The sequence below is a fragment of the Actinomadura meyerae genome (genome assembly GCF_900188445.1).
GTDB classification, from domain to species: domain Bacteria; phylum Actinomycetota; class Actinomycetes; order Streptosporangiales; family Streptosporangiaceae; genus Spirillospora; species Spirillospora meyerae.
The window spans coordinates 41696-66754 of the sequence record NZ_FZOR01000025.1 but is presented as its reverse complement, the minus strand read 5'-3'; the positions used below and the strand labels follow the sequence as shown (position 1 = coordinate 66754).

Sequence of the window (25059 nt, the reverse complement as noted above, 5' to 3'; positions counted from 1 at the left end):
GGATAAAGCCATGGCCGCCGAGTTGACGCCCGCCGAGCTGACCCTGCTCGGCCTGCTGCTGGAGAAGCCGAGGCACGGCTACGAGCTGGACGAGGTCATCAGCGCCCGCGGCATGCGCGAGTGGACCGAGATCGGGTTCAGCTCGATCTACTACCTGCTGGCCCGGCTGCGCGACCGCGGCCTGATCGCCGAGGTCGACGCGGAGCGGCCGGCGCGGGGCAAGGCCCGGCGGGTGTACGGGCCGACGGCCGAGGGGCGCCGCGCGTGCGCGGAGGCGGCCGAGGCGGCGGTGGCCGAACTCCGGCCCGTGTACCCGCCTGTCCTGGTCGGCCTCGCGAACCAGCCGGCCATCCCGCCCGAGCGGCTGCGGGCCGCGCTCGACCGGCGGGCCGCGGCCCTCGCGGAGAAGATCGCCGCCATCGGCGCGACCCGCGACGGCCAGCCGTGGATGCCGCCTTTCGCCCGCGCCGTGTTCGACTACACGCTGGGCCAGCTCACCGCCGAGCAGCGGTGGCTGGACGCCTACCGGGCGGAGCTGGCCGGCGGTTCCTCCCAGGAAGGCGACGGCCATGACGCGCTATGACGTCAAGCGAGAGCTCAAGCGGTGCTACGCGCCGAGGAACCGCGACTGGGAGCTGGTCGACGTGCCCGCCCAGCGGTTCATCGCCGTCGACGGCAGCGGCGACCCCAACACCAGCGCCGCCTACGCCCGCGCCGTCGAGGCGCTCTACACCGTCGCCTACACGATCAAGTTCGGCAGCAAGCGCGACCTCGGCCGGGACTTCGTCGTCGGACCGCTCGAAGGGCTGTGGTGGTCCGACCGCCCGGAGGTGTTCACCGCCCGGGACAAGGACGCCTGGCAATGGCGCATGCTCATCAGCCAGCCCGACTGGATCACCGAAGACTTCGTCAACGACGCGAAGAAGGCCGCACTGGCGAAGAAGGGCCTCCCCACGATCGAGGACGTCCGCCATGAGCCGATGCACGAGGGCCTCTGCGCCCAGGTCCTGCACATCGGCCCCTACGACGACGAGGGCCCCATCCTCGCCAAGCTCCACAACGAGTACCTGGCGGCGAACAACCTGCGCATGACCGGCCACCACCACGAGGTCTACCTGGGAGACCCCCGCCGAGCCGCCCCCGACAAGCTGAGAACCATCCTCCGCCAACCCGTCGAGCCGACGGACTAGCGGCAGAACCGTCCTAGCACGACGAGCTGGTCACGGGAGGTCGTGCCGTCCCGCCAGAACCTCAGCGTGGAAGGCGCGCCATGACGCGGTACTGAATGCCAGCTTCGGCCCGTCGGGGTCCTTGCTGTCCCGGACGGCCGTCCCACCGCGGCCACAGGCCCCGACCTCGACACATCCACCGTTGTTCGCACTGTGCCGGCTCTTGCGCCAAGCAAGATCGTCACTCAGAAGCATGGGCACCTCATTCAGGACCAGCTTGCGGACACTTCTTTGATCAGAGAACGCGACTCGTCCGGCCCCAGAGCCCGGGCGCGCAGCTGATTGAACAGGAGGGCGTACGTCTCGACTTCGATCGGCTCCTCCAGGTAGAGGCCATTCAGCCGCAACTCGAGATACACGACATCCGGGTCGATCCGTTCGGGGAAGTTAAGGAGGCTGAAGCCCCCGCTGGCGATGGCCGGGTGCGCCCCAGCGCCGAAGGGGAGGACTTGAAGATCCACGTTGTCGCCCCGCGACACGTCCACCAGGCGTTGAAGCTGTTCGCGCATCACCTCGGGACCTCCGACCAGTCTCCGGATGCCGTCCTCATTGAGTACGAACCAGGTCTTCAGGGGGTTGTCCGCGGTGAGGCGTTCCTGTCGCTTCATGCGGACAGCGACCATCCGATCGATCTCCCCTTCAGAATAGGTCCGCAACTCTGCCGCGAGTAGTGCTCGGAGGTAGGCCTCCGTCTGGAGGAGGCCGGGGAGCACGTCGACGCTGTACTGCTGGATGGTGTTGGCCTCTTCCTCCAGGCCGGTGTACGCACTGACGATCTCCGGCAGGTCGTACTTCTGCCACCACCCCTTGATCCTGCACTGGCGGGCCAGCGTGACGAGTTCGTCGGTCTCTTGTTCGCCGAGGTCGTAGAACCTGCACAGCATCGCGATGTCACCGGGCTTCGGGTTGTGCGCCGCCGCCTCGATCCGGCTGATCGTGACGGGGCTGATGCCAGCGAACGCCGCTGCCTCCTCACGGGTCTTCTTCGCGTCCCTCCGCAACTGGCGCATGATCGCCGCCAGACGGCGACGGCGGACCGTGGGGCTCGTCCGTCTTGCGGTCATCGTTACCTCCCGGGAAGTTCGTCCACCGAGTGACCAACGATTTTTTGACCTAGGTCACTTGAATCGCTTGCCACCGCATGGGTGGTCACTCAAACTCGGAGCGTAACGACTCGTGACGCGACGTGTCCGGATCTTCGGCGTATTCGGACGAGCACGTTCGCAGCGGATGAGGGGATGCGCCTCATGGCCTTCGGTGGACAGGCGGGCAGGCGTCTCGCGGCTCAGGAGAGCGGGGAGACGCACGGCACGGCGAGTGGACGGGCCTCAGCGGGCGAGGGGGCTCTTCGGCTGCCAGCCGAGGTGGAGAGCGTCCCGGAGGGGCGGCGATGGTTGCGGGACGTCCTCGAGCAGCAGTTCGGCAAGGGGCACCCCAAGGTGGACGACGCTCTTCAGTCACTCTCGGAGATCCTCACGAACGCCGTCCTGTACGGGACGGGGCTGCACGTCCGGGTGACCTGCAAGCTGGACGGCGGTTGGGCGGAGGTCGCCGTCCACAACGACGGTCGGCCGGGCGGGTCGCGGCCCCAGAAGCAGGACGCCGCACCTGACGCCGAGGGCGGTCGCGGACTGGACCTGGTATCCCTGTTCAGCGACCAGTGGGGCATCACGATGCTGCCCAAGGACGACGTCAAGGTCTGGTTCCGGGTGAGGTTCACATGAACGGCCCGCGGCACCGGCGCGCGTCCGACCGGTATGCCTTGGGCATGGTGCATGGCGTGCTCGTCGGCACCGGCATGGGGTTGATCGTGGTCGGCCTGATGTTGGCGGCCTTGCTGCGGTGAGCGGTTCGGCCGCCCGGCGAATCAGAGGGGCTACAGGGCCAGGGCGGTTCCGAGGAGGGTTAGGGCGAGGGTCAGCACGCCGATGGCGGCGCGTAGCAGGCCCGCGTTGCGGGCGCCTCGGTGGACGCGGGTCGCCAGGGAGGCGTCGTCCGGGTGGGCCAGGGCTTCGCGGCGCAGGCGGGTCATCCGGCGGGCCTGGAGGACGCCGGAGGCGAGTGCGGCCACTAGGGCGGCGGCCAGTGCGGCGGTCGCGGTGAGCGTGCCGTCCCACGGACGGCCGGCGAGCAGAGCGGCGCCGCTGCCCAGGGCCAGCACCAGCGCGCCGGTTCCCACTCCCAGGTAGACGCGGCCCAGCGACCGGAAGAACGCGACCCGGTCGGCCGGGCCGAGCGTCCGGACGCTGACCCGTGCGACCACGCCGATCGCGACGAACCCGCCGACCCACACGGCCGCGGCCAGGACGAGGACGCAGGCGACGACGACCTCGGCTCCATCGGACATCTCGCACCGCCAGGCTTCCGCAGTCGACCTATTTCCTCCTTTTTTACAAGGGTGATTGTGTAAATACAAGGCGGAGCGGTGTGGCGTGCGCCATCGCGGTCCGGGCTAGGGTTTGCGGCCGACGCCGCAGAAGGCGTCCACCTCTGGCTCGCGGAAGAGGGGGTCCGGACGCCAGCGGGAGCAGGACACCACGCCCGGCTCGTCCAGTTCGAGGCCGTCGAAGTACGCGGCGATCTGGGCGGGGGTGCGCAGGGTGACGGTGGGCCTGCCGCCGGACTCGTTCCACATCCGCGCGCTGCGCTCCGACCGCTCGCCGTGCACCACGCTGGTCGGGTGGTTGATGACGAGGCGGCTGCCGGACGGCACTGCCGCCATCAGCCGCCGCACGATCGCGTGGGAGTCCTCGGCGTCCTCGATGTGGTGCAGGATGCCGACGAGCATGACGGCGACCGGGCGGGTGAAGTCCAGCAGGGTTTCGGCCTTGGCGAGGATCCCGTCCGGGTCGCGCAGGTCCGCGTCGATGTAGTGGCACGCCCCCTCGGGGCTGCTGGTCAGCAGGGCTCGCGCGTGCGCCAGCACCAGGGGGTCGTGGTCGACGTAGACGATGCGGCTCTCGGGGGCGACGCGCTGCGCGACCTGGTGCGTGTTGTCGGCCGTGGGCAGCCCGGTGCCGATATCGAGGAACTGGCGGACGCCCTGGTCGCCCGCCAGGTACCGGACGGCCCTGCCGAGGAACGCCCGGTCGGCGCGGGCCTGCTCGACCATGTCGGGTTTCAGGCTGATGGAGTGCTCGGCGGCCCGGCGGTCGGCCTCGAAGTTGTCCTTGCCGCCCAGCAGGTAGTTCCAGACCCGCGCTGAGTGCGGGATGTGCGATTGGAGCGCATCGCCGGCGGAAGCCGCTTCCTGCCCGTCCATCGGGCGACCCCTCTCGATCTCCGGCAGAGAACCGGATTCTAGGTCGCGCCGGGCGCCCGCGTGCGGCGTCCGCGGGGACGGGGCGGGGTGGCCGGATGTGGACCCGCGGGGTGCCGGGCCGGCCGCCCGGCACCCCGCGGAGTCTCAGCCGGTGACGGGCAGGTCGCCGGTCACCGGGGTCGGAGCCGGAGCCGGGCTGGACGCCGGTGGCGGGGTGGGGGCCGGGGTCTCCGACGGCGGGCTCGTCGGCTCCTCGGGCTTGCCGGGGGCGTCCGCCCCCTTGCAGGTGACGGACGCGACGCTGAGCGTCTGCGTCGTCCCGGCCAGCTTCGCGACCACCTCGATGGCGGTGACCGTGAGGCTGCCGTCCCTGCCCCTGACCTGCTTGTTCAGCGTGACCGAGGCCGTGCCGAGGCCCTCCAGGTCGGCGTTGACCGTGGTGTTGGGCGTCGCGCCGAGCTTCAGCGTCCGGCCGTTGAGCGTCGCCTTCGCCAGGTGCGAGACGCCCCTGCCGTTCGCGCACTCGGCCGTCACGGCGTGCGCGGCGAGCCCGAGGCGGGGCGCCCTCACGTCCGCGACGGACGCGCGGGCGTGCCCGGACCAGGCGGCGGCGTTGAGCAGGCGCGCCCGCACGATGGGGTTCGGCGGCAGTTCGGCGATGCTCTTGCGGGTCGGCCGCTGCGCCGACGAGGTCACGGCCGGGGTCGCCGGGATCGCGACCGGGCCGGTCGCGGAGATGGCGGTGGCGGACCCGGTGCCGCCGGGGGTGGCGGACGCGGCGGGCGCCAGGCCGAAGGGCAGGGCGAGCGCGCCGGCGACGGCGGCGGCCTTGGCGAGTGTCTGCAAACGCATGGTTCTCCTCAAGTCGGGGGTGAAGGGACGGCCGGTCTTCCGGCCGGAGATCTGGGTCAGGCGGTGACCACGACGGGCGTGCCGAGCGGCACCTTGGCCAGCTTCCGCAGCGCGTCCGCCGGGACGCGGACGCAGCCGTGCGTGACGGCCTTGCCGAACACGTCCTTGGACGGCCAGCCGTGGAAGGCGACCGTGCCGGGCCCGCCGCCGAAGGTGTCGAGCGTGTCGGAGTGCGCGCCGACCGGCAGGATCAGCGGGCTGTAGGTCGGCTTCGCGGGGGCGAGCGAGGCGAGCATGAACGTCCGGCCGGTGGGGGTGGGCGTCTTGGGCGCGCCGACGGCCACGGTCCAGGCGCCGACCCTGCGGCCCGCCTCGTAGAGCGCCATCTTGCGGTCGCCGAGGTCGACCTTGACGGCGTGGCGGCTGCGCGCGGCCTTCAGGCCGGTGTCGGGGATCCAGCCGGACACCCCGTTGGGGCGGCTCGGCAGCAGCACGCGCCGCCAGCCGGGCCGGGACTCGACGACGGGCACCCAGGTGGGGCCCTTCAGCTGGGTGCTCGGCAGCTCCGCGACGGCGGGCGCGCCGGGCTTGGCGGAGACCGGGGTCGCGGCGTCGGGGTGGACCACGGTCCCGTCTCCCGCGGCCGCCGAGGTGTCCACCGGCAGGTCGTCGAGGGTCGTGTAGGTGGTGGCCTGCGGCAGCCCGGTCGCGGTCTTGGCCTGCGCGGCCTTCGCCGGGGCGGGCTCGCTTCCGCCGCCGCAGCCCGTCACGAGCAGGGCCGCCGCCAGCAGGACGGGCACCGCGGCCCCGGCGATGGGCAGGGCGGCGGGCAGGGCGGCGCGCGGTGGTGCATCGCTCATGGAGACTCCAAGTGATCCCGCCGGAGGGACTCCGGCTCACCTCTGTGCCCGCTGACTACGCACGAGGCGCGCCGGAGGTTGCACGCTGTGCGGGAGAAGTCGCAATCGGTGAACCACCCCTCGGCGTCGGACCGCCGCGCGGGGCGTGGAACAATCCGGGATTGACAGGTGTTTGAACCCTCAACTAACCTTCGACGAGTCGTTGAAGTTTCAAGCAACTACCCCACGGGAGTCATCCATGAGCATCGCCGCCGTCGCGCCCGAGCTGACCGCCGGGACCTGGAACATCGACCCGAGCCACTCCGAGGTCACGTTCGTGATCCGGCACCTGATGACGAAGGTCCGCGGCACGTTCACCGAGTTCAGCGGCTCCGTGCAGATCGCCGAGGAGCTCGCGGAGTCGACCGCGACGGCCGAGATCAAGGTCGGCTCGATCGACACCCGCAACGCCGACCGGGACGCGCACGTGCGCACCTCCGACGTCCTCGACGTCGAGAAGTACCCGACCATGACCTTCGCGACCAAGGGCGTGCGGGCCGAGGGCGGCGAGTACTTCCTGGACGGCGACCTCACCATCAAGGACGTCACCCGCCCGGTGGCCCTGTCCGTCGAGTTCAACGGCGTCGCCGAGGACCCGTGGGGCGGGACGCGGGCCGGCTTCTCCGCCGAGACCACGATCAACCGCAAGGACTGGGGCATCGAGTTCAACGTCCCGCTGAAGGGCGAGAAGGCCCTGCTCAGCGACAAGGTCGACATCCAGCTGGAGATCCAGGCCGTCCGCGCCTGAGCACCCCAGCACCCCGCATCAGCGAGAAGGGCCGTCCGTTACAGGGCGGCCCTTCTCGCGTCCCGGCGGCGGCGCGAGCGGCAGCCGGAGCGCGAACCGGGCCCCGGCGGCGGGGTGGTCCTCGATCCGCAGCGTCCCGCCGTGCGCCCGCGCGATCTCCCGGGCGATCGCGAGGCCGAGGCCGGTGCCGCCGGCGTCGCGGCTGCGGGCCGTGTCGAGCCGGGTGAAGCGCCGGAAGACGCGCTCCCGGTCGGCGGGCGGGATGCCCGGCCCGTCGTCGGTGACGGCGAGCAGCGCCAGCCCGTCCTCCCGGCGCACCTCTACCGTGATGGACGACCCGGCGAACCGCTCGGCGTTGTCGAGCAGGTTCCCGAGCAGCCGGACGAGCTGCATCCGCACCCCGCGCACCCGGACGTCCGCCGACAGCTCGGTGGCGATCCGCACCGGGAACGTGCGGCGGCGCAGCTCCGCGCCCGCGAGCGCGCCGAGGTCGACCGGCTCCTGCACCGCCGTCCCCCCGGTGCCGAGGCGGGCCAGCAGCAGCAGGTCGGTGACGATCGACTCCAGCCGGTCGGTGTCGCGCAGCGCCGACCGGACGACCTCCCGCAGGTCGGTGTCGTCGGGATGCATCGCGGCGTCCTCCAGGTTCGCCCGCAGGCCGGCGATCGGCGTGCGCAGCTCGTGCGAGGCGTCGGAGGCGAACTGGCGCTGCCGCCCGACCGCGCGCTCCAGCCGGTCGAGGGTCGCGTTCGCGGTGCGGGCGAGCTGGGCGATCTCGTCCTCGCCGGGGGGCTGCGGGACGCGCCGGCTGAGGTCGGTGGCGCTGATCTCGGCGAGCTGCGCCCGGATCGCCTCGACCGGGCCGAGGGTGCGGCCGACGATCCGCCAGGTGACCCACGCGACGCCCCCGGCGAGCAGCAGCACGGCGGCCCCGAGCGCCCCCTCCAGCATCCCGTTCCCCAGGTAGGACGGCAGCCGCCCCGCGGCGTACACGACGACGGAGTCGGGCGCGGTGCTGACCCGGATCGCCTCGACGACATAGCAGCGGCGGCGCGGCCAGGCGCCGTGGCACACGGTGAAGTCGCGCACGCGCAGGTTGCTCGACGGCCAGAGATTGCTCACCGGCGGGCGCCCCTCGGCGGCGGGCGTGGCGTTCGTCACCCGCCCGCCGGGCTCGACGACCTGGATCAGGAGGCGGCCCTCCGTGTCGTCGGGGATCGCGCCCTCCAGGGACCCGTCGCGGACGCCGCCGCTGACCCGGCGCGCGTCCACCTGGGTCTCCCGGAGGAGATCGGCCTTGACGTCGACGCGTACGGCGACGTCGAGGCCGGCCGCCGTGAGGCCGAGCACGAAGGCGGCGATGACGGCGGCGACGAGCGTGTCCCGGGCCCGGATCGACCGGGGGCGCATGCGCATGGGCCCTCCCGGGGAGACACGTTATCCATCGATCACCGAGGAGGGACCCCAACCGTGGATGCCGGGTTTTCGCCTTCACTTACCGGGACATCCCGTTTTATGACGGTTCCTCCGAAGCACAGGGACGGACACATGGGCAGGGACGTGGCTTCGGTCACCATCAGCGGCGAGGACCGGCGGCGGTACCGCGACAAGGTTCGCAGGTGCCTCGACGTGCTGGCCCGCATGCTGGGCGAATCCCAGTTCGACTTCGAACGCCCGCACATCGGGCTGGAGATCGAGCTCAACCTGATCGACGCGCTCGGCGATCCGCTGATGCGCAACGCGGACGTCCTCAAGGCGATCGCCGACCCGGCCTGGGCGACCGAGCTCGGCCAGTTCAACCTGGAGATCAACATCCCCCCGCGCGAACTCGGCGGGGAGGGCACCGGCGAGCTGGAGGCGGAGGTCCGCGACCACCTCCGGCACGCCGACGACCGCGCCACCGAGGTCGGCGGCCGGCTCCTCATGATCGGCATCCTGCCGACGCTGCGGCGCACCGACATCGGCGAGGAGACCCTCTCCGCCAACGCCCGCTACAAGATGCTCAACGACCAGATCTTCGCGGCGCGCGGCGAGGAGATGCGCATCGCGATCGACGGGCGCGAGCCGCTGCGCATGCACGCCGACACGATCATCCCCGAGGCGGCGTGCACCAGCGTCCAGTTCCACCTCCAGGTCAGCCCCGACCAGTTCGGCGCGTACTGGAACGCCGCCCAGGCGATCGCCGGCCCCCAGGTCGCGGTGGGCGCCAACTCCCCGTTCCTGTTCGGGCACCGGCTCTGGCAGGAGACCCGCATCACGCTGTTCGAGCAGGCCACCGACACCCGCCCGGACGAGCTGAAGACGCAGGGCGTCCGCCCCCGGGTCTGGTTCGGCGAGCGCTGGATCACCTCCGTCTTCGACCTGTTCGAGGAGAACACCCGCTACTTCCCCTCCCTGCTGCCGCTCTGCGACGACGAGGACCCCCGCGAGGTGCTGGACGGCGGCCGCATCCCCGAACTCGGCGAGCTGACCCTCCACAACGGCACGATCTACCGCTGGAACCGCCCCATCTACGCGGTCGTGAAAGGGCGCCCGCACCTGCGCGTCGAGAACCGCGTGCTGCCCGCCGGGCCGACCGTCGCCGACGTCGTCGCCAACGGCGCCTTCTACTACGGCCTCGTCCGGATGCTCGCCGAGGCCGACCGCCCCGTCTGGACCCGGATGTCGTTCGCCACCGCCGAGGAGAACCTGCACCGCGCCGCCCGCGACGGCCTCGACGCGACCCTCTACTGGCCGGGCATGGGGGAGGTCCCCGCCGCCGAGCTCGTCCTCCGCAAGCTGCTGCCGCTCGCCCACGAGGGCCTCGACCGGTGGGGCGTCGACCCCGCCCGCCGCGACCGGCTCCTCGGCATCGTCGAGCGGCGCTGCGTCAGCGGGCAGACCGGCGCCGCCTGGCAGATCGCCACCGTCAACGCCATCGAGGAGTCGTCGGGCACGTCCCGCCACGACGCGCTCCGGATGATGACCCGCTCCTACACCGAGCACGCGCGCGGCAACACCCCCGTCCATCTGTGGCCCACCGGGCCCTGATCTTCACGTCTCCTCCACATTCCACGCCCGACGCACGCATATCGGGCTTCTAGAGTCTGGACCCGTGACGGGTAACGAGACTCGCGTCCTCGTGGTCGAGGACGAGCCGACGATCGCGCGCGCCGTGGCGGACCGGCTGGCCGCCGAGGGCTTCGGCGTCGAGACCGCGGGCGACGGGCCCTCGGCGGTCGAGCGGGCGCGCGCGTACGAGCCGCACCTCATCGTGCTGGACGTGATGCTGCCCGGCTTCGACGGCCTGGAGGTGTGCCGCCGCGTCCAGGCCGAGCGCCCCGTGCCGGTGCTGATGCTCACCGCGCGCGACGACGAGACGGACCTGCTCGTGGGCCTCGGTGTCGGCGCCGACGACTACGTGACCAAGCCGTTCAGCATGCGCGAACTGGTGGCGCGCATCCGGGCGGTGCTGCGGCGCGTCGAGCGTCCCGCCATGGAGCCCGCGGACGGCACCGTCCGCCTCGGCGACCTGGAGATCGACGAGCGCGCGCGCCGCGTCCGCCGGGACGGCTGCGAGGTGCACCTCACCCCCACCGAGTTCGACCTGCTCACCTGCCTGCTGCGCAACCGCGGCGCGGTGCTGACCCGCGCCGTCCTGCTGGAGCAGGTGTGGGACTGGGCGGACGCCTCCGGGACCCGCGTCGTCGACAGCCACGTGAAGGCGCTGCGGCGCAAGCTCGGGCAGGAGCTGATCCGCACCGTGCACGGCGTCGGCTACAGCCTGGAGCCGGCGCCGTGAGCCCGATCGTCCACCGGCTGTGGGCGCGGCTGCCCCGCCCCCTGGACCCGCTCCGGTCGATCAAGGTGAAGTTCGGCGTCGTGGTCGTCGTGACCGCGTGCGTCGCCGTGCTGATCGTCCTGTGGGGGTACCCGCTGGGGTTCCGCGCGCGGCAGACGATGCCGGTCGGCGTGCTGATCTCCCTCGTCGTGATACAGCTCCTCGCGCACGGGATGACCGCGCCGCTCCGGGAGATGACGGCGGCGGCGCGGGCGATGGCGCGCGGCGACTACAGCCGCCGGGTCCGCGCCACGTCGCGGGACGAGGTCGGCGAGCTGGCGCAGGCGTTCAACCGGATGGCCGCCGACCTCGCCGAGGTGGAGCGGCAGCGCCGCGACTTCGTCGCCAACGTCTCGCACGAGCTGCGCACCCCGATCAGCGCGCTGCACGCCGTCCTGGAGAACGTCGCGGACGGCGTCACGCCCGCGACCCCCGCCGTCCTCGAATCCGCGCTGGAGCAGACCGAGCGGCTCGGCCGGCTCGTCACCCAGCTCCTCGACCTGTCGCGCGCGGAGGCGGGCGCGGCCGTCCTCGACCTGGCCGACATCGACGTCGCCGAGTTCGTCGACGGCGTCACCGCCGAGGCCCGCGCCGGGCACCCGGAGGCGGTGTTCGAGACCGACGTCGCCCCCGGCCTGCACGCCGTCGCCGACCGCGACCGCCTGCACCAGATCGTCGCGAACCTGCTCGACAACGCCGCCCGGCACGGCCCGGACGGGCGGCCCGTCACCGTCACCGCGCGTCCCGCGAACCTTCCGGGCGGACTGGTCATCGAAGTGGCCGATGAGGGACCCGGCATTCCCCCCGAAGAGCGCGCCCGCGTGTTCGAACGCTTCTCCCGCGGCGCGGCGCCCGGCACGCGCGCCGGTACGCCCGGCGGCGGCACCGGCCTCGGCCTCGCCATCGCGAACTGGGCCACCGACCTGCACGGCGGCGACATCACCGTCCTGGACACCCCGACCGGCTGCCGCATCCGCGTCCTGATCCCCCCGACCAGCGGAGACCCGACATGACGACCGACCCCGAGGATCCCGCCGACCAAGCGCAGGCGGACCCGAAGCCCGGCGAGGAAGCGAAGAAGACCCCCGTCGCGGTGTCGCCTCCGCCGGGCGCGGTGCCCCCGCCGCCCGGCGCGGTGCCCCCGCCGCCGGGAGCGGTGCCGGCTCCGCCTTACCAGGGGCAGCCGGGTTACTGGGCGCGGCCGGGGACTCCGCCGCCGCTCGCCTACAAGCCCACCAAGATCGAGAAGGCGCTGAAGGCGTGGCGGCGGCCTGCGCGGCCGATGGCGCCGTCACTGCTGGCGGGCACGCTGATCACCGGAGTGATCGGGGCCGTCACGGTCGGGCCGCAGCTCCGGGCGGGGCTCCTCGGCGTCGGCGTCGTCATCGCCGCCGTGGCCGTCACCTATGTGGCGGCGGCGTCGGCGTGGTCGGCGGGACGGATCGTCCGGCCCGGCGCAGGACGGCGGGGAACGCGGGTCAACCGGACGGCGCTCGTGTTCGGGCTGCTCGCCCTCGGCCTGGCGTCGTCCGCCGCGCTGCGGGAGGCGGAGTGGGTCGTCGTGCCCGCGCTGCTGCTCGCCGTCGCCGCCGGGTCGTACGCGGCGTCCGGCGGGCGGTCGTGGCCGGAGGTGCTGCTCGGCGGTCTCGCGGTCGTGCCCGCGGGCGGCGCCATGCTGCCGTGGGTCGCGGAGAGCGGCTACCGGACGGTGACGTCCGAGAAGAGCAACGCGTGGCCGGTGATCCGGACGTCGCTGATCGCGGGCGGGCTCCTCGCGGTGTTCGGCGCGCTGTTCGTCGGGGCGGACGCGGCGTTCGGCACCCTCGCCTCCGACCTCGTCCCCGACGTGTCGCCGTTCTCGGGCGTCCTGTACCTGTGCGCGGGCGTCGTGACGATGGCGCTGGCGTCCGCCGGGGCCTACCTCGGGCAGTCGCCGCCGCCGCTGCGCATGCTGGCCCCCGAGCCCGGCAAGCCCGCCGGGCGCTGGTCGTGGGCCGTGCCGATCGCGGCGCTCGACCTGCTGTTCCTGCTGTTCTGCTCGATCCAGGCCGGGGTGTTCCTCGCCGACGACAAGGACGAGCTGCTGCGCTCCACCGGCCTCACCTACGCCGAGTACGCGCGGCAGGGGTTCTTCCAGCTCGTCGTCGTGACCGTGCTGGTGCTGGTGGTGGTCGCCGCCGCCAAGCGCTACGCGCCGGACGCCACCCAGGGCGACCGGATGACCGTCCGGGTCCTGCTGGGTCTGCTGTGCGCGCTGACGCTGGTCGTCGTCGCCGTCGCGCTGCGCCGCCTCTACCTGTACGAGGAGACGTTCGGCTGGACGCGGTTGCGGCTGTGGGTGCACGCGTTCGAGCTGTGGCTCGGCCTCGTCGTGGTGCTGGTCGCCGTCGCCGGCGTGGTGCGGGGGCGCGTCCCCTGGCTGCCGCGCGCGGTCGCGGGCAGCGGCGCGGCGGCGATGATCGCGCTCGTGCTGATCAACCCGGACGGGTTCATCGCCGAGCACAACGTCGCCCGGCACGCCCAGCTCGGCAAGATCGACGTCCGGTACCTGCGGGAGCTGTCCGCCGACGCGGTGCCCGCGCTGGACGCCCTGCCGGAGCCGCTCCGGACGTGCACGCTGCGCAGGATCGCCGCCGGCCTCACCGAGGACGAGCCGGCGATGAGCGCCAACCTCGCGCGGGCGCGGGCCAGGGAGATCCTGGAGCGGCGGCCCCTCGACGGCTCGGCGGACTGCCTCAGCCCGTCTCGTCCATCGTGAGCAGGGCGTAGGCGGCGAGGGTCGAGTCGTCGGTGATGCGGCCCGCCCGGATGAGCGCCTTGAACTCGTCCCTGGACATCCATTTCTGCCGCATGTCCTGCTCCTCGGGCTCCCGGTCGGTCTCCCCGGCCACCAGGTCGGACGCGACGAAGATGTCGAAGCCCTGGCCGCTCGTCCCGTGCGAGCAGTTCAGGTGGCCGAGATGCCGCAGCGTCCCGGCGCGCAGGCCCGTCTCCTGGGCGAGTTCGAGGCGGGCCAGCTCCTCCGGCTCGGCGGCCTGGCGGCCGGGCAGCGAGCCCTGCGGGAAGCTCCAGGTGCGCTTGCCGATCGGGTACCGGTACTCCTCGACGAGGTGGAACCCGCCGTCCTCGACCGGGATGACCAGCACGAAGTCGGGTTTGTCGACGACGCCGTAGATGCCGCGCGAGCCGTCGAGGCGCTCGACCTCGTCCTCGCGGACGACCATCCAGGGGTTCTCGTAGACGATCCGCGAGCCGATCCGGCGGACCGCGGGCTCTTCGCTCATGTCAGGCTCCCGACCCGTAGCGGTACACGAGTTCGTGGCGGTCGCCGACCACCACCCGGTGGGTGACCTCGACGACGCGGTCGTCCTGGTCGTAGGCGCGCCGCCACAGGGTGAGGACGGGCTGGTCCGGGCCGATGCGCAGCGTCTCCTGCTCGTCGGCGCGCGGCAGCCGGCACGTCACCGACTCCTCGAACGTGATGCGGTGGCCGGTCTCCTCCAGCCGCGAGTAGATGCCGCCCGGACCGGTGTCGACCTCCAGCAGCACGGGGATCCGCTCGACGATGGGCCAGATGACCCAGGTCGTCGCCGTCTGGACGGGCGGCTCCCCCTCCACGCCCTGGACTCGCGCCCGCTCCAGCACGCGCGTCCCGACGGGGACGTCCAGCCGGGGCGCGAGCCGCTCGTCCGCGCGGATCTCGGTCACGGTCGTCCGGGTGAACGGGCGGCGCCCGTCCCGCTGCGCCGACACGTGGAAGCCGCGCCACTCGCCGACCTGCCGCGTGATGTCGGCCGCCGCGCGCCGCACCTTCGGCGCGGTGCGAACCTGCGCCCCCGCGCCGTGCTGCAACCGCACCAGACCCGTCTCCGCGAGGATCCGCAGCGCCCGCCGCACGGTGGACCGGTCGGCGCCGAACTCGCCCGCGAGCCGCCGCTCGGACGGCAGCCAGGACCCCGGTTCGAGCTCGCCCTCGACGATGCGGGCGGCGAGCGCGTTCGAGATCACCTGTGCCTTCGTGGGGGGTCGCGGCATACCAGATCAGATCCTGCTCCGGGTCGGTGCGTTGACCTCACACCGTACAGATCCCACCCGTCCGGGCGGCCTTTTGGGGTTCTGCGGAACGTGTTGTGGGCGGTGCTTGGTAGTCCTATGGTAGACCCACCATAGGCCGACCGAGGGAGCCCCGGACCATGTCGGTGACCATGTGCATGCCCGGGTGGCGCAGCGAACGCTCGGGCGAGGGCCTGCGCGCCACCAGGGTCACCCGGCTGTCGGACTACCAGCTCGTCAACGGCTGCCTGGAGGAGATCCACGCGGCCGACGAGGGCGAGCTGTGGCTGCTGTGCGACGCGCAGACCCGGCTCGCCGAACGCGTCGCGACCGCCGAGCGGCTGCGCTCGCTCCGCCGCGGCTGACGCGCGGCCGGACCGCGGCGGGGGCGAGCGGGCCGCGGTGCTCAGCGGCGGAAGCTGACCACCTCGCCGGAGTCGCCGACCGCCTCGCGCGACGGCGGGATGATCCGCTCGCCCGCGTTGTCGGCGAGCAGCGCGCGGGCGCGCAGCACGATCTCCAGGTCGAAGCGCAGGTCCGGGTCGAGCAGCTGGTCGCCGAACAGCTCCTCCAGCTGGCGCAGCCGGTACCGGACGGTCTGCGGGTGGACGTGCAGCCGCATCGCGACCTCGTTGGCGTTGCGGCCCGACTGGAGCCAGGCGAGCAGCGTCTCCGCGAGCCGGTCCTGCTGGCTCGGGCGCAGGTGCGCCAGCGGCGCGAGGCGCAGGTCGGCGAGCGAGGTGATGAGGCCCTCGTCCTGGAACAGGATCAGCGTGGACATGTGCTCGACGCTGCGGATGACGCCGCTGTCGGCCTCGATGACCCCGCGCTGGACGAGCGACAGCGTCTTGCGCGCCCACTGGATCGACCGGGCCGCCTCCATCAGCGGGACCGTGGGGCCGACGACGGCGAGCGTCCCGGCGAGGGCGCGGTCGACGAGCTTGGCGCGGCCGGGGCCGTCCGGGTCGGGGATGATCAGGCTGGGGGTGCGGCGGGTCAGGTCGGCGAGGACGTCCGGCGGGAACGCGGGTTGGCGGGCGTCCTGGTTGTGCCGGCCGAGCGCGACCGCGGCGACCGTCCGGGGAACGGGCCAGTGCGCGGCGGCGGCGAGGTCGGCGATGGCCTCCTGCGCGGCCGGCGGGTCCGCGAACAGCAGGTCGAGCAGGCGCTTGCGGCGGCGCTGCATCTCGCCCGCGACGGCGGCCTTGGCCTGCGAGAACCCCTCGGCGGCGGCGTGTGCGAGCTCGTCCTGGAACTGCATCAGCACCTCCCCGACGGCGCCCAGCGTGCGGGGGGACACCTTCAGCACCTCGGCGCCCTCGGTCATCCGGCGCCACGCCACCATGCCGCCGACCCGCATCGCGGTCTGCATGGCGTCGAGGCTGCGGCCCTCGCCGGCCTCGCCGCGGCCGATGGCGCGGAAGAAGTCGGTCACCGGGGCGGGGTCGTGCGCCGGGTCGGCCACCCGGTCGACGAAGTAGTGCAGCACGCGCTCGACGGCGAGCCGCAGGGTGCCGGAGTAGGAGCCGTCCCCGGGGCGGTCGTACTCCCTGACGCGCGTCTGGATCTCCTGGATCATGTCGTCCGCCACCTCGTCGAGGTGCGGCCGCATGTGATCCGCCAGTTCCCTCGGCAGATCCGCCCATGGGCGCCCATTAGTGGTCGAACCGTCGTTCGCCACGGACTCTCCCTTTCCTCAGTTCCCCAGCGTTGCGCGCCATACACGGGGGGTAATTAATTACTTATGCGACTCATGTGAGGCAAATCATGACCCGTGACGAGCTCGGGCGCAAAGTCTAGGTCGACTTTCGACCAGCTTCGGCCGACGCGATGACCATGGTTCGACAACTCCGGGAACTTCCGCCGACGACCCGTCACATCCAGGCCCCGCGCCGGACCCCCACGCACCCCCGCGCGCCCGCCCCGGCGCCGTGCTCCCACCACCGGCAAGTACTTGACGCAGCGGAAAGTAGAAAGTACTTTCTTCATCGGAAAGTACTTCTTGAGTCAGCAGGAGTCCCCATGAGCGACCAGTACACCGACGCCGCCGAGGCCCTCGCCGCGATCGAGCGCACCCAGCAGCGCGCCTACGCCGACCAGCGGCTGCCGGTCTGGTACCTCCCGGGCGTGGTCGCCCTCGGTACGGCGGCCGCGGTCGCGACCGAGCTCGACGGCGCCGCCCAGGCCGCCGTCACCGGCGTGGCCGTCGCCGGGCTCCTCGGCCTCGTGTACGCCCTGTCCGCCCGCACCCGCATCAAGTTCCGGCCGCGCACCTGGACGCCGAAGGCCGCCGCCGTGATGGCGCTGTGGATCGCCTCGATCTTCGCGGTCTGGGGCGTCGTCCCGCTCGCGGCCGGGCTCGCCACCGGCTCGGGCGTCTGGCAGAAGGTCCTCGCGGGCGCCGTCACCGCCGCCTACAGCGCGGCGACGCTCCGCCGGGCTGAGGACATGGTGTTCGCGCGCCTCGCCGGGAAGGTCGTCCGATGAACCTCGACCCGGTGATCCACACCCCCGCGCGGCTGCAGATGGTCTCCCTGCTGGCGACCGCGACCGAGGCCGAGTTCGGCTTCGTCCGCGACAGCCTCGGGCTGAGCGACTCGGTGGTGTCCAAGCACGCGAGCGCGCTGGAGAAGGCGGGCTACGTCGAGATCCGCAAGGGCTACGTCGGCAAGCGCCCCCGCACCTGGTTCAAGCTCACCCGCGAGGGCCGCCGCGCGTTCGACGAGTACGTCGCCACGCTCCAGCGGATCGTCGGCCGGCCCCTCGCCGACGCCCCGGCGGAGAGCGAGCACTGATCGCGCGGCCCGCGGGGAGAGCGGCCCGCGGGGAGAGCGGCCCGCGGGGAGAGCGGGCCGCCAGAAAGCGGGCCGCCAGAAAGCGGGCCGCGCGAGGCATAGCGGCGCGCCTCCGGCGGCGTCTGGAAGGGGGACACCAAACCGGAGGTGACGATGGACGACGCAGCGGAGCGGCGATTCCGCGAGTTCGTCGAGACGAGATCGGTGGCCCTGATGCGGCTGGCGTACCTGCTCTCGGGAGGCGACCAGCACGCGGCCGAGGACCTGCTGCAGACCGCGCTCGCCAAGACCGCGGCGCGCTGGGGCAGCGTGGACAACCCGGAACCGTACGTGCGGCGCGCGATGTACCGCCAGCAGGTCAGCGACTGGCGGCGGACGCGGCGGCGGCGCGAGACGCAGGTCGGCGCCCTCCCCGACGGGGCCGGGCCCTCCCGGCCGGACGCCGCGGCGGCGGTCGATCTGAAACTGACCGTGCGCACGGCCCTCGCCCGCCTCACGCCCAAGCAGCGCGCCGTGCTGGTCCTGCGGTTCTTCGAGGACCTGCCCGAGGCCGAGGTCGCGCGCATCCTCGGGTGCGGCGTCGGCACCGTGCGCAGCACCACGCACCGCTCGCTCGCCAGGCTGCGCGAACTCGCCCCCGAACTGAACGCCCTGGAGCCCGAGGAGGCCCGCCGATGAAGCCGGAGACGATCGTCAAGAGCACGCTCGAGGAATGGGCGGACGAGGCGCGCGTCCCGGCCGGCCTCGCCGACCGCGCGCTGCGCCGCGGCACCCGCCGCCGCTCCGCCAGGTTCGCCCTGTTCGGCGGGACGGGGGCGGTCCTCGCCGGGGCGGCCGCCGCCGTCCTCGTCGTCGCGGGCGGCGGCACGGGCGGCGTCCAGGACCGGCGGGAGGTCGCGTTCGAGCCCGTGTCCCTGTCCTCGGACACGTCGGTGCGGACCGACCCCGGCAGCGCCTTCCCCCGCCGGCTCGTCGCCGCCGGCCACACCGCCGTCGCGGCGTACTACACGATGAACAGGGGCATTGACCGCGGTGCCGCGCACCTCCGGCGCACCTGGCACCTCTACAACCCCTCGACGGGCGAGTACGAGAAGGTGCCGTGGACGTACCTCAGCGTCGCGCCCGGCATGCAGCGCGCGGCCGTCCTGCAGGGCCCGCTGCCCGCGCGGCGGGTCGGCGTCCTCGACATGAAGACGCGGAAGGTCACGAACTGGATCCCGGTCGAGCGGCCCGTCGGAGGGGTCGCCTGGTCGCCGGACGGAAGCCGGCTGCTCCTGACGTCCTACGCCTCGGACCCGGACGCGCGGGGCGTGCCCGAGAAGGCACCGCGGACCGGCTACTACATCACGGGCAGCGCGTCCGACCCCGGCCCGTTCCACCCCCTGCCGCCTGAGCGCGGCAACCCGAACTACCGGCAGGACCTGGGCTGGAGCCGGGACGGGAAGCTGATCTGGTCGCCGACCGCGCAGGTCCCGGCCAAGGTCTTCCACGACCTCGACGGCAGGCGGCGGCCCGCGCCCGCGCACGAGGCGACCGACGCGGAGGAGGCCGGCCTGTCGCCGAACGGGAAGCTGGTCCCCCGGTTCGGCCCCGGTCCCGGCCCGTCCGTCACCGTCACCGACGTGGACAGCGGCCGCAAGGTGGCGGTGCTGCCCGTCCAGCAGGCCCTGGCCTGGGCGGACGACGACCGGCTGTTCGCCCTCGGCTGCGACGTGCGCAAGTGCACCCGCAAGAACGAGTTCCGCAACCGGCTCCTGCTGGTCTCGCTGACGGGAAAGATCACCCCGCTCACCGGATACCAGCGCTCCGACAGGGCCGGCTCCTGGATCCCGGTCTTCACGCACCGCTGAGCCGCACCGTCCGCACCGGGCCGCCGTCCCGCCTCGGGGCGGCGGCCCGGTGCGGACGCTCGGGGCGATTCACCTGAACAGCACCGGTCCCCCCAGCCGACGGGCGTGTGAAATCGCTGATCGCCGCCCGCACCGCACATGCGTCGAGCCGGGGTCAGGCCAGGAAGTGGTCTAGGACGAGGTACGCCCCCAACCCGACCATGGACGCCCCCGACAGGCGGCCGACCAGGCGGGTCCTGCCGGGCGTCCCCTTCAGAACGGTCCGGGTGAGAGTGCCCAGGCAGAGGTACCAGACCCAGCAGGTGGCCATGAAGGTGAGGCCGAGGACGCCGATCTGCGCGGCGATGGGCCAGCTGTCGCCGGGGTCGGTGAACTGGGGCAGGAGGGCCACGAAGAGGAGCAGGCCCTTGGGGTTGAGCCCGCTGACGCCCATGCCGCGCAGGAAGGCACGCCGCCCGGTACCCGCATCGGGGCCGTCGCCCGCCGTGGCGGGGCGGGCGAACGTTGTCCCGCCGTGCCAGACGAGGTAGGCGCCGCCGACCAGGGTGAGGACGGTCAGCACGGCTGGGGAGCCGGCGACGAGTGCGCCGACGCCCGCCGCGACGGCGAGGGTCATGGCGGCGTAGCCCGCGACCAGGCCGCCCACCGCCGGCACGACGGAGCGGCCGTGCAGCCCGGCGCCGATGGTGAACGCCCAGTCCGGGCCGGGGACCGCGATGAGCAGCAGGGCGATCGTCCAGAAGGCGAGTACCGAGCCGGCCGCCATGGCTCCCCTCCCTGATGGGGGTCATTGCGGGAAGACTAATCAGGATTGTCCGGAAGGTGTTCTCAACTTTCCCCGAGCACGCCGCTGTCAGTGGAAGGATCTTCTCCATGGACGCGATCGACCGCAAAATCCTTGCCGTGCTCCAGGAGGACGGGCGGCTGACGGTCACGGATCTGGCCGCGCGGGTCGGGCTGAGCGTCTCGCCCTGCCACCGGCGGCTGCGGGAACTGGAACGCAACGGGACCATCCGCGGCTACCGCGCGGTCGTGGACGCCGCCGCTCTCGGCCTGACGTTCCAGGCGCTCGTGTTCGTCACCATGCGGCAGGAGGACAGGGACACGCTGCTCGGCTTCGAGGACGCCGTCGCGCGGGTGCCCGAGGTCGTCCAGGCGCAGCGGCTCTTCGGCGATCCCGACTACCTGCTGCGCATCGTCACCGCCGACCTGACCGCCTACCAGGAACTGGAAGACGACGTGCTGTCGGCGCTGCCGGGCGTGCAGCGGCTGAACTCCACGCTCGTGATGAAGCACGTCGTGGACGAACGCCCGCTGCCCACCTGAGCGCTCGCCATCGGCGGGCCAAATGCCGCCGCCCCCGATCACGAAATATCACGGAGTCGTTTTCCAACGCTCATCCGGCGCTCGCCGAAAACGCGTCACACGCCGCTTGTCCACGCTGAGGCGAACTTCACTCACCGTATCCTCGTCGCCCATTCATGTGATCATGATCACGTCGAGGCAACCGCGATTGCGGTCTCACTCTGCGTCATATTCACTGATCAACGGGCATGAACCGGCGAGAAGTCGCGTAAGCGCGAGAGGCGGTTTACCGGCCGCAGCGAATGTCCGTCTCCGGCCATCCAGCCGATGGACCGTCCAAACCCCCTGGTGGTGGGGCCGATCATCGCTAAGCTACGGGCTCAACATTCTCCTTCGTCTCCCTGGCACCTTCTCGCGAGTGCCCTGCATTGCCAGCCGCCGGCCCGCGGCATATCCCCCGCCATTGCACGGTGCGAATCTCGCCCGCCCGGGACACGGAGAAGCCCCAACAGAGGAGAGAACCAATGCGCGCGAGTCGGCTGGCCGCGGTGGGAATCGCTGCGGGATCCATGATGCTCGGAATGGCCGCCCCCGCCTTCGCCACCCCGGACGACACCGTCACCCCGGGCGCCTTCTGCGACGAGGCTGGCGCCACCGGCAAGACGGACAAGGGCACGGCCATGGTGTGCAAGCCCGCCAAGGACGGGAAGCTGCGCTGGGTCTCGGCCACGCCCGGCGGTGACGAGCCCGGTGACGGCAACGAGAACCCCGGCGGCGAGGACCCGAAGCCGACCTTCAAGTTCGGCTACGACAAGGTGAAGCTGTCCAGCCTGCGCGTCGCGCCGGGCTACAAGACGACGTTCACGGTGACCTGCCCGACCGCGGTGACCATCACCGGCAACGGCTACACCCAGAACCCGCTGCCGGTGAAGAAGGCCGGCGAGGACACCTGGACCGCCACCGGGACGTTCCGCAAGAACCTCCCGAACCCGACGGTCGCCACGGTGGTCTGCAAGGACTTCGGCTCGGTCAAGTACAGCACCCAGCCGGAGAAGGGCGAGAACAAGCCCGGTAAGCCCGGCAAGCCCGGCCAGATGAAGCCGAAGACGCCGAAGATCCCGACCGGCCGCATCGACACCGGTGACGGCAGCACCTACGCGCAGAACGAGGGCGCGCCGGCCGGCCTGCTGGCCGCCGGGTTCGGCGCGCTGATGGCCCTCGGCCTCGGCGCCGTCGCGCTGCGCCGCCGGACGGCCGGGGAGCGGTCGTAACGTTGCCGGAACTCCCTGCTTCGGCCACCGGTCGCCGCGCCGTCGGCGCGGCGACCGGCGCGCTGCTCATCGGACTGCTGTTCAGCGGCTGCGGCGGCGACGACGGCGGCAGCGCCTCGCCCGGGACTCCGGAGCCCGCGGCGACGCAGACGACGGGCGCGACCACGCCCGCGTCGAACGCCCGTCCGCTGTCCCAGTCGCAGCCGACGAAGATCGCCATCCCGAAGATCGGCGTGTCGGCCCCGGTGGGCTCGATCGGGCTGCGGCCCGACGGGCGCGTCGAGGAGCCGCCGCTGAGCAAGCCGAACCTCACCGGCTGGTACGAGGAGGGCGTCACCCCGGGCGAGGTCGGCCCGGCGGTGATCCTCGGCCACGTCGACGCCAACGGCAAGGCCGCGGTGTTCGCCCGGCTGAAGGACCTGAAGCCCGGCGACAAGATCTCGGTGTCCCGCGAGGACGGGTCCACCGCGACGTTCGCCGTGGAGCGGGCCCAGCGCGTCGACAAGGACGCCTTCCCGCACGAGAAGGTGTTCGGTGAGACGCTCGACCACGCGTCGCTCCGGCTGGTCACCTGCGGCGGCGCCTTCGACAAGAAGATCGGCCACTACAAGGACAACCTGATCGTCTACGCCAAGCTGATCGGTTCCTGACCCGCAGTACCGAGGAACGCCCGCCGGTGGACGCACCGGCGGGCGTTCCCGTCTCCGCCCCCCGACAGCCTTCGATGCCCATAGCCTTCGATGGTGACGGAGAAGCACAGCCCGCACGAGCGGTGGGTGCCTGGAGCGGGACGCGACAATGACGAGGTCCGGGCAGGGAGCGAGGAGGCTCGCCTGGCGTTCGAGCTGGGGAACGCCGGGTGGTCAGCGGGTGGTGATGAGGCCGGACTCGTAGGCGATGATCACTAGTTGGGCGCGGTCGCGGGCGCCCAGTTTGGTGAGCAGGCGGCCGATGTAGGTCTTCACCGTGGCCAGGCTCAGGTGCAGGTGCCCGGCGATCTCGGTGTTGGACAGGCCGCGGGCGACCAGGGTGAGGACGTCGCGCTCCCGGTCGGTGACGCCGTCGAGGGCGCGCGGGAGCGGGCGTTCGGGCTGGGGCAGGCGGGCGAACTCGGCGATCAGGCGGCGGGTCACGGTGGGCGCCAGGAGCGCCTCGCCCGCGGCGACGACGCGGACGGCGTTGAGGAGGTCGGCCGGCGGGGTGTCCTTGAGGAGGAAGCCGGCGGCTCCGGCGCGCAGGGCCGAGAAGACGTGCGCGTCCAGGTTGAACATGGTCAGCATGAGCACGCGGACGCCTGCGGTGCCGGTGTCCTGGTGGATCCGGCGGGTGGCCTCGATGCCGTCCATGTGGGGCATCCGCACGTCCATCAGGACGACGTCGGGCCGCCGGGCACGGACGAGTTCGACGGCCTCGGCCCCGGTGGCGGCCTCCCCGACCACCGTGAGGTCGGGGGTGGTCTCGATGAGCGCGCGGAAGCTGCCGCGCAGCTCCTACCAGTCCTTCCACATCTTCCAGTACGCCTCATTCGCGATCATGCTCGGCTGGATCGTGCTGGCGATCGGAACCTGGCGCTCCGGCGTCCTGGGCCCAGTGCGCTCCCTGGCGCTGGCGCTCATGGCGCTGCTTCCGCTCGGGGTCCTGAAGGGCACCACACCCCTGTCGATCGTCGGCACGGCAGGCCTGTGCATCGCACTCGTCCCCCTCGGACTCGCGATCCTCTCCAACGGCCCCCGCCCCACCCGCCGGTCGGCGACCCGGTTCAGCCTCAGCGCCCTGGCGGTGGTCACCCTCGCCTTCGTCTCGTCCCTGGGCTGACCCCCCCGACTCGGGTAAAGGTCTTTCGTCGGCAGGGACTTGTCTCCGTCGGCGCCCTTGACAGCGATGATCAGCCCTTCTCATTCTTAACTTCGGCTGACGATTTCCCATGGCGATCACCGGGGGCGGGTATGTCTTTCTGGAGTCGGCAGATGGTCGTGCGGAGCGCGACCGGGTTTCTATTGCTCGCGGGATCGCCGGTTGTATTCGGCGCGGAACCCGCCATGGGGGCCGCCGACTCGACTGTCACGGTTTGCGCGGTGCCGAAGAGCTCCCCGCATAACGAGAAGACCGTGCAAGTGGCGAAGCAGGCCGTCGGCAAGCTGCTCGCCCGTTCCCTCTCCTATCCCGGGCCGTGTGCTGAGTACGGGCAGAGCGCGCCCCTCGGGAACGGGAGGCTCACCGCGTTCTCGCAGACGAGAGGGAAGACCCCGCTGGTCATCGGGCTGCTCGCCAAGGACGGCACCTACGACGGCCTCCCGTACGAACCGCCCACCGGCGGGATCTGGTGCTACGACAAGAACGGCGACGGCACCGTCGACCAGCACCGTGAATGCACGGGCGGGCATGAGAGATCCCTCCACTTGAGCCCGAAATTCAAGAAGAGGGTCGACTCGCCGTTCACCTACGTCCTGGCCAACTGGAACCCGATGGGGCACATGCCTCCCCAGATATGGGACGTTCCGCATTTCGACGTCCATTTCTACATGAACCCCGAAGCGGAGCGGCTCGCGATCCGCCCCGGACCGTGCCCGCAGCTCACCAACTGCGACGACTACCCGAAGGGGAAGATCCTCCCGGCCGCGAAGTACCGGCACCCCGACTACGAGGACACCGACGCCGTCGAGCCCGGGATGGGCAACCACCTCGTCGACACGACCGCCCCCGAATTCCATGGGGCGAAGTTCACGTCCTCGTTCATCTACGGCATCTGGAACGGCAAGGTCACCTTCTACGAGCCGATGGTGAACCTCACGCAGTACAACGGACTGCGCAACGGCACCATCGCCGACCGCTGCGTTCCGATCAAGCTGCCGCGGGCGTACGAGCGCTCGGGCTGGTACCCCACGCGGTACTGCCTACGGCACCGCCACAACCGCGCCGAGACGGTGACCTCGCTAGAGGGGTTCGTCTACCGGACGGCGAGCTGACTCCGGCGG

The 25059-nt window shown here is 72.1% G+C and carries 31 protein-coding genes; 19 read left to right on the top strand and 12 right to left on the bottom strand.

Annotated elements, in window-relative coordinates:
* The first annotated feature begins 10 nt into the window (after positions 1 to 10).
* Positions 11 to 583 carry a PadR family transcriptional regulator gene (locus CHF16_RS24090; protein WP_089328388.1) on the top strand — a complete coding sequence of 191 codons (573 nt, stop codon included), beginning with the start codon at positions 11 to 13 and terminating at the stop codon, positions 581 to 583.
* The gene (locus CHF16_RS24085) at positions 570 to 1190 is read left to right on the top strand and encodes a GyrI-like domain-containing protein (RefSeq protein ID WP_089328387.1); all 621 of its coding nucleotides are present in this window, start codon (positions 570 to 572) and stop codon (positions 1188 to 1190) included. The genes CHF16_RS24090 and CHF16_RS24085 overlap by 14 nt, the downstream gene beginning before the upstream one ends.
* Before the next feature lie 30 nt (positions 1191 to 1220).
* Here CHF16_RS24085 and CHF16_RS24080 read toward each other — a convergent pair whose 3' ends face one another.
* Entirely contained in the window at positions 1221 to 1424 is a 204-nt protein-coding gene (locus CHF16_RS24080) for a DUF397 domain-containing protein (protein ID WP_089328386.1), read from the bottom strand.
* A gap of 11 nt (positions 1425 to 1435) precedes the next feature.
* The gene (locus tag CHF16_RS24075) at positions 1436 to 2293 is read right to left on the bottom strand and encodes a helix-turn-helix domain-containing protein (RefSeq protein WP_089328385.1); all 858 of its coding nucleotides are present in this window, start codon (positions 2291 to 2293) and stop codon (positions 1436 to 1438) included.
* A 174-nt stretch (positions 2294 to 2467) separates the two neighbouring features.
* Here CHF16_RS24075 and CHF16_RS24070 point away from each other — a divergent pair, with 174 nt between their 5' ends.
* The gene (locus tag CHF16_RS24070) at positions 2468 to 2953 is read left to right on the top strand and encodes an ATP-binding protein (RefSeq protein WP_089328384.1); all 486 of its coding nucleotides are present in this window, start codon (positions 2468 to 2470) and stop codon (positions 2951 to 2953) included.
* A complete protein-coding gene (locus CHF16_RS41925) occupies positions 2950 to 3075 on the top strand; it encodes a hypothetical protein (RefSeq protein WP_281259390.1) in 126 nt (41 codons plus the stop codon). Before CHF16_RS24070 ends, CHF16_RS41925 begins: the two co-directional genes overlap by 4 nt.
* Positions 3076 to 3105: 30 nt before the next feature.
* Here the strand turns inward: CHF16_RS41925 and CHF16_RS24065 are convergent, their stop codons facing one another.
* The 4 genes from CHF16_RS24065 to CHF16_RS24050 all read right to left on the bottom strand — a co-directional run bounded on the left by CHF16_RS24065 (position 3106) and on the right by CHF16_RS24050 (position 6203).
* Positions 3106 to 3576 (bottom strand): hypothetical protein, encoded by a 471-nt coding sequence (locus CHF16_RS24065; protein WP_089328383.1) that lies wholly within the window; start codon positions 3574 to 3576, stop codon positions 3106 to 3108.
* Positions 3577 to 3681: 105 nt separating this feature from the next.
* Positions 3682 to 4491 (bottom strand): SAM-dependent methyltransferase, encoded by an 810-nt coding sequence (locus CHF16_RS24060; protein ID WP_089328382.1) that lies wholly within the window; start codon positions 4489 to 4491, stop codon positions 3682 to 3684.
* Between the two features lie 144 nt (positions 4492 to 4635).
* Complete coding sequence (locus CHF16_RS24055) at positions 4636 to 5343, bottom strand: choice-of-anchor P family protein (RefSeq protein ID WP_179271674.1); 708 nt, start codon at positions 5341 to 5343, stop codon at positions 4636 to 4638.
* A 56-nt stretch (positions 5344 to 5399) separates the two neighbouring features.
* Positions 5400 to 6203, bottom strand: coding sequence for a L,D-transpeptidase (locus tag CHF16_RS24050; protein WP_089328380.1), 804 nt, complete (start codon positions 6201 to 6203; stop codon positions 5400 to 5402).
* Positions 6204 to 6441: 238 nt separating this feature from the next.
* Between CHF16_RS24050 and CHF16_RS24045 the strand changes: the two genes are divergently transcribed.
* Complete coding sequence (locus CHF16_RS24045) at positions 6442 to 6990, top strand: YceI family protein (RefSeq protein ID WP_089328379.1); 549 nt, start codon at positions 6442 to 6444, stop codon at positions 6988 to 6990.
* Between the two features lie 18 nt (positions 6991 to 7008).
* Here the strand turns inward: CHF16_RS24045 and CHF16_RS24040 are convergent, their stop codons facing one another.
* On the bottom strand, positions 7009 to 8406 hold the full coding sequence (locus tag CHF16_RS24040; RefSeq protein WP_089328378.1) for a sensor histidine kinase: 1398 nt from the start codon (positions 8404 to 8406) through the stop codon (positions 7009 to 7011).
* Between the two features lie 132 nt (positions 8407 to 8538).
* Here CHF16_RS24040 and CHF16_RS24035 point away from each other — a divergent pair, with 132 nt between their 5' ends.
* The 4 genes from CHF16_RS24035 to CHF16_RS24020 all read left to right on the top strand — a co-directional run bounded on the left by CHF16_RS24035 (position 8539) and on the right by CHF16_RS24020 (position 13568).
* Positions 8539 to 10020, top strand: coding sequence for a glutamate-cysteine ligase family protein (locus CHF16_RS24035; protein ID WP_089328377.1), 1482 nt, complete (start codon positions 8539 to 8541; stop codon positions 10018 to 10020).
* A 64-nt stretch (positions 10021 to 10084) separates the two neighbouring features.
* Entirely contained in the window at positions 10085 to 10771 is a 687-nt protein-coding gene (locus CHF16_RS24030) for a response regulator transcription factor (RefSeq protein WP_245869108.1), read from the top strand.
* Positions 10768 to 11823 carry a sensor histidine kinase gene (locus CHF16_RS24025; protein WP_089328375.1) on the top strand — a complete coding sequence of 352 codons (1056 nt, stop codon included), beginning with the start codon at positions 10768 to 10770 and terminating at the stop codon, positions 11821 to 11823. Before CHF16_RS24030 ends, CHF16_RS24025 begins: the two co-directional genes overlap by 4 nt.
* A complete protein-coding gene (locus CHF16_RS24020; protein ID WP_089328374.1) occupies positions 11820 to 13568 on the top strand; it encodes a DUF4153 domain-containing protein in 1749 nt (582 codons plus the stop codon). Before CHF16_RS24025 ends, CHF16_RS24020 begins: the two co-directional genes overlap by 4 nt.
* On the opposite strand, the gene CHF16_RS24015 is transcribed toward CHF16_RS24020, so the two are convergent.
* On the bottom strand, positions 13546 to 14094 hold the full coding sequence (locus CHF16_RS24015; RefSeq protein ID WP_089328373.1) for an NUDIX domain-containing protein: 549 nt from the start codon (positions 14092 to 14094) through the stop codon (positions 13546 to 13548). The genes CHF16_RS24020 and CHF16_RS24015 overlap by 23 nt on opposite strands.
* A gap of 1 nt (position 14095) precedes the next feature.
* Positions 14096 to 14818 (bottom strand): GntR family transcriptional regulator, encoded by a 723-nt coding sequence (locus CHF16_RS24010; RefSeq protein WP_218826808.1) that lies wholly within the window; start codon positions 14816 to 14818, stop codon positions 14096 to 14098.
* Between the two features lie 185 nt (positions 14819 to 15003).
* Here CHF16_RS24010 and CHF16_RS24005 point away from each other — a divergent pair, with 185 nt between their 5' ends.
* Entirely contained in the window at positions 15004 to 15228 is a 225-nt protein-coding gene (locus CHF16_RS24005) for a hypothetical protein (RefSeq protein WP_089328371.1), read from the top strand.
* A 41-nt stretch (positions 15229 to 15269) separates the two neighbouring features.
* Here CHF16_RS24005 and CHF16_RS24000 read toward each other — a convergent pair whose 3' ends face one another.
* Entirely contained in the window at positions 15270 to 16544 is a 1275-nt protein-coding gene (locus CHF16_RS24000) for a PucR family transcriptional regulator (RefSeq protein WP_089328370.1), read from the bottom strand.
* Positions 16545 to 16885: 341 nt separating this feature from the next.
* On the opposite strand from CHF16_RS24000, the gene CHF16_RS23995 reads away from it, so the two are divergent.
* The 4 genes from CHF16_RS23995 to CHF16_RS23980 all read left to right on the top strand — a co-directional run bounded on the left by CHF16_RS23995 (position 16886) and on the right by CHF16_RS23980 (position 19508).
* Positions 16886 to 17350 carry a hypothetical protein gene (locus CHF16_RS23995; RefSeq protein WP_089328369.1) on the top strand — a complete coding sequence of 155 codons (465 nt, stop codon included), beginning with the start codon at positions 16886 to 16888 and terminating at the stop codon, positions 17348 to 17350.
* Complete coding sequence (locus CHF16_RS23990) at positions 17347 to 17658, top strand: winged helix-turn-helix domain-containing protein (protein WP_089328368.1); 312 nt, start codon at positions 17347 to 17349, stop codon at positions 17656 to 17658. The genes CHF16_RS23995 and CHF16_RS23990 overlap by 4 nt, the downstream gene beginning before the upstream one ends.
* Before the next feature lie 153 nt (positions 17659 to 17811).
* Complete coding sequence (locus CHF16_RS23985; protein ID WP_089328367.1) at positions 17812 to 18336, top strand: SigE family RNA polymerase sigma factor; 525 nt, start codon at positions 17812 to 17814, stop codon at positions 18334 to 18336.
* The gene (locus tag CHF16_RS23980; protein WP_089328366.1) at positions 18333 to 19508 is read left to right on the top strand and encodes a hypothetical protein; all 1176 of its coding nucleotides are present in this window, start codon (positions 18333 to 18335) and stop codon (positions 19506 to 19508) included. Before CHF16_RS23985 ends, CHF16_RS23980 begins: the two co-directional genes overlap by 4 nt.
* Before the next feature lie 154 nt (positions 19509 to 19662).
* Here CHF16_RS23980 and CHF16_RS23975 read toward each other — a convergent pair whose 3' ends face one another.
* Positions 19663 to 20274 (bottom strand): LysE family translocator, encoded by a 612-nt coding sequence (locus CHF16_RS23975; RefSeq protein ID WP_089328365.1) that lies wholly within the window; start codon positions 20272 to 20274, stop codon positions 19663 to 19665.
* A gap of 107 nt (positions 20275 to 20381) precedes the next feature.
* Here CHF16_RS23975 and CHF16_RS23970 point away from each other — a divergent pair, with 107 nt between their 5' ends.
* From CHF16_RS23970 to CHF16_RS23960, 3 genes are all read left to right on the top strand, one after another.
* Positions 20382 to 20834 (top strand): Lrp/AsnC family transcriptional regulator, encoded by a 453-nt coding sequence (locus CHF16_RS23970; protein WP_089328364.1) that lies wholly within the window; start codon positions 20382 to 20384, stop codon positions 20832 to 20834.
* 560 nt (positions 20835 to 21394) lie between these two features.
* A complete protein-coding gene (locus CHF16_RS23965) occupies positions 21395 to 22084 on the top strand; it encodes a hypothetical protein (protein WP_245869103.1) in 690 nt (229 codons plus the stop codon).
* Between the two features lie 2 nt (positions 22085 to 22086).
* Positions 22087 to 22734, top strand: a complete 648-nt coding sequence (locus tag CHF16_RS23960; protein WP_089328362.1) for a class F sortase — start codon at positions 22087 to 22089, stop codon at positions 22732 to 22734.
* Positions 22735 to 22947: 213 nt separating this feature from the next.
* Here CHF16_RS23960 and CHF16_RS23955 read toward each other — a convergent pair whose 3' ends face one another.
* Positions 22948 to 23523 (bottom strand): response regulator, encoded by a 576-nt coding sequence (locus tag CHF16_RS23955; protein ID WP_342750116.1) that lies wholly within the window; start codon positions 23521 to 23523, stop codon positions 22948 to 22950.
* Positions 23524 to 23545: 22 nt separating this feature from the next.
* On the opposite strand from CHF16_RS23955, the gene CHF16_RS23950 reads away from it, so the two are divergent.
* Positions 23546 to 23899, top strand: a complete 354-nt coding sequence (locus CHF16_RS23950) for a hypothetical protein (protein ID WP_089328360.1) — start codon at positions 23546 to 23548, stop codon at positions 23897 to 23899.
* 293 nt (positions 23900 to 24192) lie between these two features.
* Entirely contained in the window at positions 24193 to 25050 is an 858-nt protein-coding gene (locus CHF16_RS23945) for a hypothetical protein (RefSeq protein WP_143228099.1), read from the top strand.
* Positions 25051 to 25059: the final 9 nt, after the last annotated feature.